Annotated in this window: 5 protein-coding genes and 2 pseudogenes; 1 reads left to right on the top strand and 6 read right to left on the bottom strand. The window is 51.5% G+C overall.

The genetic code is table 11. The annotated features are described in order from the left end of the window. Positions 1-193: 193 nt before the first annotated feature. From ltrA to HEN33_RS27065, 4 genes and pseudogenes are all read right to left on the bottom strand, one after another. Positions 194-1,516: pseudogene (ltrA, locus tag HEN33_RS03065) on the bottom strand (group II intron reverse transcriptase/maturase). Between the two features lie 580 nt (positions 1,517-2,096). Continuing rightward, positions 2,097-2,582, bottom strand: coding sequence for a CPCC family cysteine-rich protein (locus tag HEN33_RS03060; protein ID WP_183083415.1), 486 nt, complete (start codon positions 2,580-2,582; stop codon positions 2,097-2,099). Continuing rightward, complete coding sequence (locus HEN33_RS03055; RefSeq protein ID WP_167852372.1) at positions 2,582-2,791, bottom strand: hypothetical protein; 210 nt, start codon at positions 2,789-2,791, stop codon at positions 2,582-2,584. The genes HEN33_RS03060 and HEN33_RS03055 overlap by 1 nt, the downstream gene beginning before the upstream one ends. Positions 2,792-2,919: 128 nt before the next feature. Continuing rightward, positions 2,920-3,010, bottom strand: a pseudogene (locus HEN33_RS27065) (RHS repeat-associated core domain-containing protein); the annotation flags it as partial. Between the two features lie 194 nt (positions 3,011-3,204). Here HEN33_RS27065 and HEN33_RS03050 point away from each other — a divergent pair. Continuing rightward, positions 3,205-3,438, top strand: a complete 234-nt coding sequence (locus HEN33_RS03050) for a SymE family type I addiction module toxin (RefSeq protein WP_176263203.1) — start codon at positions 3,205-3,207, stop codon at positions 3,436-3,438. A gap of 57 nt (positions 3,439-3,495) precedes the next feature. Here the strand turns inward: HEN33_RS03050 and HEN33_RS03045 are convergent, their stop codons facing one another. Beyond that, positions 3,496-3,885: a hypothetical protein gene (locus HEN33_RS03045; RefSeq protein WP_183083414.1), complete on the bottom strand. Its 390-nt coding sequence runs from the start codon at positions 3,883-3,885 to the stop codon at positions 3,496-3,498. Between the two features lie 17 nt (positions 3,886-3,902). After that, the gene (locus tag HEN33_RS03040; protein ID WP_242460278.1) at positions 3,903-8,552 is read right to left on the bottom strand and encodes an RHS repeat-associated core domain-containing protein; all 4,650 of its coding nucleotides are present in this window, start codon (positions 8,550-8,552) and stop codon (positions 3,903-3,905) included. Between the last annotated feature and the right edge of the window lie 9 nt (positions 8,553-8,561).

The following is an 8,561-nucleotide window of genomic DNA, read 5'->3' as shown; positions in this document are numbered from 1 at the left end:
ATTATGTAAGGAGTATTTGATCATGTATAAGCAATAAAAAACAGCTTCAGGTAATAAAAAACATCTCAATAATTGAACATAAAATGCGAATTATTTAGTACAAAAAAGCAGCGTTAAGTGAGTAGGCCACCGGAACCTCCCCGACAGCCTCTCGCAGAACCGTACGTGAAACTCTCGCTTCATACGGCTCCCGTCAGGCAAACGAGCTTCCTGGTCCTGCTTTCCAGTGGGCAAACAACTCTGGCTTCTCTTTTGACAGCCTTTCCATTAGCTGACACGCCTTCGTCTTTCTATACCGCAGGGTTTTATATTTCTTTCTCGCCCACGCAATCAGCGTCAGATTAATATATCTGCATACTTTCTTCATCGCTGATTTGTGGTATCTCGCGTAATAATTCAGCCACCCCGATATTATCGGATTCAGTCACTTCGCAATATCTTCGAGACTCATCTCCACCCTGCGTCTGATCCACAGTTTCCTGAGTTTTCCAATCATGCCTTTCTGCGCACGGTTACTCGCTGCCGGGCTGAAACTCGTAAAGAGGTTTCCCCGCCGGTGGTTACGTGCTCTTCGCGCTCTGAACGTATACCCCAGAAAATCAAACTGCACTGTTTCATGGTTCGCCTGTCGTTCGCTGTCTTTGCAGTAAACTATTTTCGTTTTCTCCGGATGTAATTCCAGTCCACATTCCTGAAAACGTTTTGCCAGCTTATTCAGTATTTCCTCTGACTGTTGTTTACTGCCACAATGAATTAATCCATCATCTGCATAACGGCACCAGGGAATTTCCGGATAATGTAACGTCAGCCATTTATCAAACACATAGTGCAGAAATAAATTCGCCAGTACCGGGCTGATGACTCCACCCTGTGGCGTACCTTTATTTCTTTCCTTCAGTGTTCCATCAGGCATCTGCACCGGCGCTGTCAGCCACCGGCGAATATACAGTCTTACCCATTTATCCGCACAATGTTTATCTACTGCCCTGAGTAATAAATCGTGGGGGATATTATCGAATAACCCTTTAATATCAAACTCAAGACACCAGTCGTATTGCCAGCAACGTTTTCTGGTGACTGCTATTGCATCCAGTGCTGATTTTCCATGCCGGTATCCGTATGAATCATTCAGGAAATAACGCTCCACTAATGGTTCAAACGTTACCAGCACCGTCATCTGCGCTATTCGATCGCTTACTGTCGGTATTCCTAAAAGTCTTTTGCTGCCATCCTTCTTCGGAATTTCCACCGCACGCACTGGCGGCGGCATCCAGCTTCCCGACGATAACCTGTTCCAGATTTTGTACAGATTTCCTTTCAGATCCCGCTCAAAATCTTTCAGCGTCTGGTTATCCACTCCGGCAGCTCCGGCATTCGCCTTTATCCGCCGGTACGCTTCCACCACATGCAATTTACTGACCTGAAACGGTTTTGTCTGTTCACACACAGCCTCCTCCTGCCTACAGTTGGGCTGTGATGCAGACTGCCCGACGCTGTCCCTTCGCTCCACGTTCATTACAAACGCTTCCTCACTACTACGAACAGCTCTGCCCCGGTTTCGCACATCGATACTCTCATACTCATAATTTCGGTTATTTGTATTTCTCTCTTGACATTGCGACGACCGGTTCCCGTAGTTCCTGCAAAGAGCCTGATACAGCGTCATGCCTGCTATACACCGGACACCATTCACGCAGCATTCGGAATTCACCCGTAAATTAATCCCGGCGGTATCACGAAACCTCCGGTTTTGATGTCACTTAGGACTAACGACGTTTCAACACAGGTTCGGGTTTACTCATCTCACTGTATCTCACATAGGATCAGATCTCGTCTGATCGTTCCCCCTGCGCTCACTACCATGGCTCTTTACCACAGCAGCCGGGGTTGTTTGGGACCGACTTCCGACAGCAGATCCCGGTGGGCCTGCCACCATCTCTTCACAAGCTTATGCTTATTACATGCAAAACGTCCCGTTTTGCATCTTTGTGCCTACGGCACACCGTGATCTTTCCCTAGATGTTTAGTGTGCTGAACAAGGGTTAAATAATAAAAAAGCCGGGAAGGTTCAATTCCCTTCCCGGTAATACAAATAACTAAACCCTAATATACACATCCATATATTTTGAAACATTATCTTTATATAAAGAAGAATTTCTAAAGGTCTTTAAATCAATACCATTTAATTTACTGTAGCCATCCTCATTCAATGAGTCAGATTGCCAACCACAGACGGGACATATTTCAAAAACAGAGTCTTCATATTTCTCAAAAACAATAAACCTACAAGCGACACAATGAACCCCACTAATTTCGCTGTCAGAATGATCGATGATTTTTATTTCATTCCCAGTAACTTCCTTAACCTTATTTTCTAGATACTTATTTCTTACTAATGGAGATAATTTATAAGCATCAATAATATCGTTATTAAAAATTTGCTTATTAGATAAGGATGATTCAGGAGTGTCTATTAGTCCATTCTCATACAAAAAAGTAACTCTGTCGCCTGAACTTAAAGTAAATAATGAATAAGAGGAAAGAAAATTGATAACCTCAGCATGAAGAAATTCTATATACATTATTTTTCTCCAGCTAAGTCAATTGCATCCTGAAATGGAGTCTTACTTCGTCCATCATCTATATAATAAGTCCTCATTTCTCTTTTCCCCATATGCCCTACAAATATTTCACCAGTACTTTTATCATGTCTGATTACAAAATTGCCTACCTTTGCTTCTTGCATTGATTCGGTTAAAGGTTTTGAAGCAAATTCTTTAGCTTTTGCCATATACTGATTTTGCGTAATATTACCAAACTCGTGTCCATGTTTTGCATAGTGATATTGTAATCCAGTTTGACCTGTTACAGGGTTTTTGTTCGGGTTAAAGCTTTTCCACTTAACAGAGCCAGCGATACCACAATTATTAAGTCCGAGAGGATCGATCCAACTTAACGGATTCGGTGCATACTGATATAAGTTTAACCCGCCTCTCAGCCCTATCGGGTCAAATCACGCAATCTAATCGAAGTCCGGATCGTACTGTCAGTTTCGTATATAAATCACTAAAACCATTACGTCATAGTTCATACGCTACCGCCACACCCTGATAAAGATAAACTATCTACACGAAGTTTATTTTACTATCTAATCAGCAGGTTAAATACAAAAATATTATTTCCAAAACACATCGCCGCTGTACCGTGGGTTATCTGCCCAACCGCAGCGACACACCGGTGATCAAGATCATCGCCAAATGGCTGAGAGAAGCGGGATTTGAGATCGGTACGGGCGTTACCGTCAAGATCTCGGAAGGCTGCCTGATCCTGCTTGCAGATAACAACGAAGTACGGGAACTGCGCAGGGAACTTTATCAGGTTAAACAGTCTGTTAAGGGGATGCGGAACGGGATGTTTAGTGTGCTGAACGAGAGTTAAATAATAAAAAGCCGGGAAGATTTAATTTCTTACCCGGCTTTTGATAACTTAATAATATTATAATCCTAAATCAATCTTTTTTTTTAATTCCCTTATTTCAGGAGTTAATGCAAAACTGTCTTCTAAAGATTCGCCATCCAAGGCCCAGTAATTAATAAGATCTATATGATTTTTATAATTATCAAGCAGAGTGTTGAGTGCTTTTACAATAACTTTATCTGAAGGAGGTACTCCAGAAGATAATAAATCATTACAGACATCAAGGGCTAAAGTCATTAATTCATCCTTCCCTTTTTGTGAGTAGCCATTATTTAAATATGCAGCAATATATTTACTTAACCACTCTTTAGTTCGATATTTTTCAGGCAGTTCATAAGCCCAATCTTGTGTAAACTTATCACTCACTGGCACACCAAGTTCACTACAGATTTTATCTATTTCATTCATATATATCCTTCATTATTTTAGTTGTCGTGTGATGAATTGAATGGGAACGATGTACGTACAGAACCGTCGGGTTTTACAACAACCCTTGCCATATCTGGAACTACCTCTGTCCCATCAGGTAAATAACCTCGACTTTTTATATTTGTAGGCAATGGCACATCATGCACACCTGGTCCTTTTTTGGCAACAGAAGCAATAAAATCAGCAGCAGAATTATCATCGAGATATTGTCCAACTTGATGACCTTTATTTCTGGCACGATCAATTAACTGATTTGGTTTCATTTTCTGTCCGTGTTCAGAAAAGGTGTGACCGTATGTAGGCTTACTTTTTGGATTTCCCCATTTGAAGTCAGATTTAGGACACAATCCAAGTGGGTCGATCCATGACAGTGGATTAGGTGCATACTGATATAAGTTTAACCCGCCTCTCAGCCCTATCGGGTCCGTTACCATGAACCGCCCGACATCCGGATCATAGTACCTGTGCAGATTGTAATGCAGCCCTGTTTCCCTGTCGAGGTACTGTCCCTGGTAGCGCAGGTTCTGCTCCACCCCGCCGTGGTCCTTCTCCTGTATCGTGTTACCCCAGACCTGATACCCCGTCTCCCACACGATTTTCCCGTCACTGTCCGTCATCTCTTCCGGCGCACCGTTCACATCCGTGTGAAAATACAGTATCCGGTTCGGTCCCTCTTTGCCCGCCTTATCCACCCGCGCCAGCGGTTCATAACTCCCCTGGTCACTGTAGATATACAGGCTGCCTGTTCCCTCCGGCCTGCTCTCCTGCGCCAGCCGCATTCCGTCCCATAAAAATGTCGTCCGGTTATACGGTTTACCGTCAGGGCTGATGTGCTGTTTTTCCGTCCGCCTCCCCAGCGCATCGTACACATACCGGTACGTTCCCCGCGCTGTCGTCACTTCCACCATCCGGTGTTCCGCATCATAACGGTAACTCTGCGCTCCGCTCCGGCCCTGCTTTTCCACCGTCCGGCCAAATTCGTCGTAACGGTAGTGCACACCACGGTAAGACATCAGCCGGTTGAACGGCACAACGCTGTTTTCTGCCGTGGCCCTTTCCCCCGCACGCCTCCCCAGCAGGTTTCCCGCCGCGTCGTACTGCCAGCTCGCCAGATACCCCTCATCCTCCGAGCGGCACGCCGTGATGCGCCCCGTGGGGTCGTAGAAGTAATCCGTTTCCCCCCGCCGGCTGTGCCGCGTCTTCAGCAGTTCATCCTCGCCGCTGTAGCTGTACTGCCGGTCCGTGAACGTCTCCGGTACCACCCCGCGCATCCCGCTGTATGTCTCCCTGCGCTTCAGCCGCCCGGCGGGGTCGTAAAGCTGCCGCGTGCTCAGTCGCCCCTGACTTCTGAGCACCTCCCGGTGCAGGGCGTCACGTGTGAACTCGCTGATGACCTCCCGGTCCAGATTTATCTGCTGGAGATGGCCGCTGCCGTAGTACAGATGGCGCTGCGTTCTGCCGTCCGGAAAGGTGGTGGCTGTCCGGTTGCCCAGTTCATCGTACTGATGGGTCAGGACGCCCTGCGCCGTCTCCTCGGTCAGCATCCGCCCCAGTCTGTCGTAACTGAAGCGGATAACTTCCGGCGCGTCAGTTTCGTGCCGCTGGCGGCGGATTTCCAGTAGCTGGTCTGCCGCATCATGGACGTATTCCGTACGGTTATCGGCTGTCTCCTTTGCCGTGAGCCGGCCCGCCGCATCGCGCGCCAGCCGGTGACGGATTTCACCGCCCCGGTCCCCGGTGAACACCACTTCCGTGACCGCGTTCAGCGCGTTGTAACGGTACGCCTGGCGGCAGCCGTCCGGATTTATCTGCTCCGCCAGACGGTCCAGCACATCATGGCGGAACCGGTAGCTTTCTCCGTTCTCGTTCGTGAGCGTGACCAGACGCCCGTAAGCATCGTACCCGAACGCCGTCCTGCGCCCCGTCGCGTCTGTCCGGCTGCGCACCCGGCCCTGCCCGTCCCGCTGCCAGCGCGTTATCCTCCCCATCGGGCTGGTGTACTTCACCAGCCTGCCCGCCGCGTCCGACTGGTAATTCACCGTGCGGCCGTCCGCCAGTATCACCTCCGTCAGATGACCGCTGTCGTCATACCCGTAGCGCGTGCTGTGGCTCTGCGCGTCTGTCATTCTGATAAGCCGCGTGCGTTCGTCGTAGAACCAGGCCGTCTGCGAGCCGGAACAGTCCGTGTGCCGCATGAGCTGCCCGTCTTCGTTCCACTGAAGGTATTTATTCCCCCCACGGGCATCGGTTATCTGCACCACCTGGCCGTGGCGGTCATACTGATACCGGGTGTTCTGCTGCAGCGGGTCGGTCACCGCAAGAAGATTGCCGCGTTCATCGTACTCACAGCACCAGCTGTTCCCCGCCACGTCCACCTCCGTTTCCGGCTGGTGCCACACCGGGTGCCACTGTGTCTGTGCCACCCGCCCCAGCGGGTCGTGCGTCTCCGTGATATGCCCCTGCCGGTCATACACATAGCGCCATTTGCCGCCCTGCGCATCGCTCATTCCCAGTAACAGCCGTTCTTCGTCGCTCCAGCGGAACGTCGTCACCTGCCCGGCTTCGTCCTGGTACGCCGTCACCTGGTTCTGCGCATCCCACTGATGATAACGCGTGCGCCCCAGCCCGTCCGTCACGCACAGCCTGCGTGCCGCCAGGCTCCACGCCAGCCGGTACTGTTCACCGCTGTCCGTGTGGTGCCCCGTCACCCGCCACGCTGCGTCATCCGGGCCTTCATACCAGCCCCACTGGTAATAATACCCTTCGCCGCCCGGCTGGCGGTGCAGGGTCATGCAGTGGTTTTCGTCGTAAGCAAACTCACGCAGCAGGTGCCCCGTGCTGTCGTACACGCCGTTCAGGTCGCCGGCCTCGTCATAGCGGTAACGACGCAGCAGTAAAGGAGCCGTCTCAGGGAAATGCTGATAAATCTGTGTCACCCGCCGGGGATGCGCCGCCAGTTCATAATGCAGACGAATGCACGGACGCTGCTGTTCACCGCTGATTTGCGTGATGCGCCCCAGCTCGTCGTAGTACAGATTCAGACAGTTGCTGTTGCGGTCGCCCAGCATTTTCAGCCGCTGGCGCTGCGGGTGATGCGGGTCGGCTTCAAACAGAAAAAACTGCCCGTCATCGCTGCTGATAAGCCAGTGCCCCTGCTCACCCCGCCGTACTGCCAGTCCTTCGCCGGGGCTGTAAAACCCGCTCCCCGGCAGCACGGCCTCCATATCCAGGCGTCGTCCCATGCCCGACACAAAGGTCATACAGTTTTCGTCAGCAGTACCCGGCGTGCGCTCGAGGCTGACTTCATACATCACGCTCCAGCCCTGCCCGAACATCCCTTCCGTGCGGTCGTCACGACTGCTGTACACGCGCTGCCAGTCCAGCGGAAAGTGGCCCGGCAGACTGAAATCGAAGTCATCGTCATCCGCCAGATATTTGGCTCCGGTGGCGGCATTGACCGGATGCGGAAGGGCACTGATGGCCTTCTGCGTCATCACCCCCATCCCGACACTGGCAGCAAAACAGGCGATTTTAGAAAGCATTTTGCCCGGGCGAAGAAACATCAGCGCCACGGTTGCCACCAGGGTTATCTGCGACCTGCCGCTTCTGATATCCCTGACCACCAGTAACGGACCGCCAATGCGGACATCCGGTGACACAAACGCCCCGTTCCCCGGCTCATTCACCACCCTGGCCTCGCAGGTACAGCGTGCCCCGCTGCGGGCCGCCGGCTGGCTGTTGATACGCACATCCCGCGCGCCTTCCGCGATATATTCCGCTGCGGGCGGTTCATCATCGCCTTTGAACAGATTACTGATGCTGCCAATAACCGCATTCACTCCCTGAAAGGCGGTTTCCAGCATACCGCCCGGACTCAACAGGTTAAGGGCCGTTCCCAGGGGGTCATCCAGAAAGGCGGCTTTTTTTTGTGCGAGAAACTGCGTCAGTGAGGAGGGATGTTTATGGCAGTCGATTTTATCGTCAGGGGTCGGGGTGGAGCCCGGGGCCGCACTGGCCACGGTGGGCTGCCATAGTTCCGACACAAAATGTGTCACGCCATCCACCATTTCAGAACGCCCTTCTTCCGTACTGAGCTGGTCGTGCAGCGCCCGGGACATCAGCACAGGCCCTGTCACCGGGTTAACCGCCAGGGCTATGGCCCCCGCCATTTCCAGATATTCCCCGGCCACATCCAGGAACGTTCTGGCATCCTCCTGACGCTGCGCTTCTTCCTGTTCCGCCTTCGCCTGCGCCTCCTGCACCTCAATGTCCTGCCGCGATGCCGCAGTCGCCGCGGCCCGCGCGGCAGGTTTGCTGTTGATCCATGTGTCGCCAGAGCCGGTGAGGATGTAACCTTCAATCTGAGGCGGGAAAAGCCAGTTCGCCAGTTGCTCACTTTCCCTACTGATTCGGTCATTCCAGCCCTGATACGACATAAATACCGCTGTTGCTATACCGATCGCTAAAATGGTTGAGCAGCCCAGCGTTGCCACTTCAACTCCGCCCAGCGCCGCCATGGTTCCGACAACCAGAACATCCACCAGGGCTGTGGCGGCAACCTCTACAACTGCCCCCAGCACATCTGCCATAAACGACGTATGCAGCAGGGCATCACCCTGCCTTGCTGCCCAGAATGCCTCTTCCATGTCCCGTTC

The sequence above is a fragment of the Escherichia sp. 94.0001 genome (genome assembly GCF_013369155.2).
Lineage (GTDB): Bacteria > Pseudomonadota > Gammaproteobacteria > Enterobacterales > Enterobacteriaceae > Escherichia > Escherichia coli_F.
Note: the sequence above shows the minus strand (reverse complement) of the source record. Positions and strands in the feature narration are given on the sequence as shown.

Bases quoted from the DNA above. Each gene is read 5' to 3' on its own strand.
- HEN33_RS03060 (WP_183083415.1), bottom strand. From the start codon at position 2,582: ATGTATATAGAATTTCTTCATGCTGAGGTTATCAATTTTCTTTCCTCT.
- HEN33_RS03055 (WP_167852372.1), bottom strand. From the start codon at position 2,791: ATGGCAAAAGCTAAAGAATTTGCTTCAAAACCTTTAACCGAATCAATG.
- HEN33_RS03045 (WP_183083414.1), bottom strand. From the start codon at position 3,885: ATGAATGAAATAGATAAAATCTGTAGTGAACTTGGTGTGCCAGTGAGT.
- HEN33_RS03040 (WP_242460278.1), bottom strand. From the start codon at position 8,552: ATGGAAGAGGCATTCTGGGCAGCAAGGCAGGGTGATGCCCTGCTGCAT.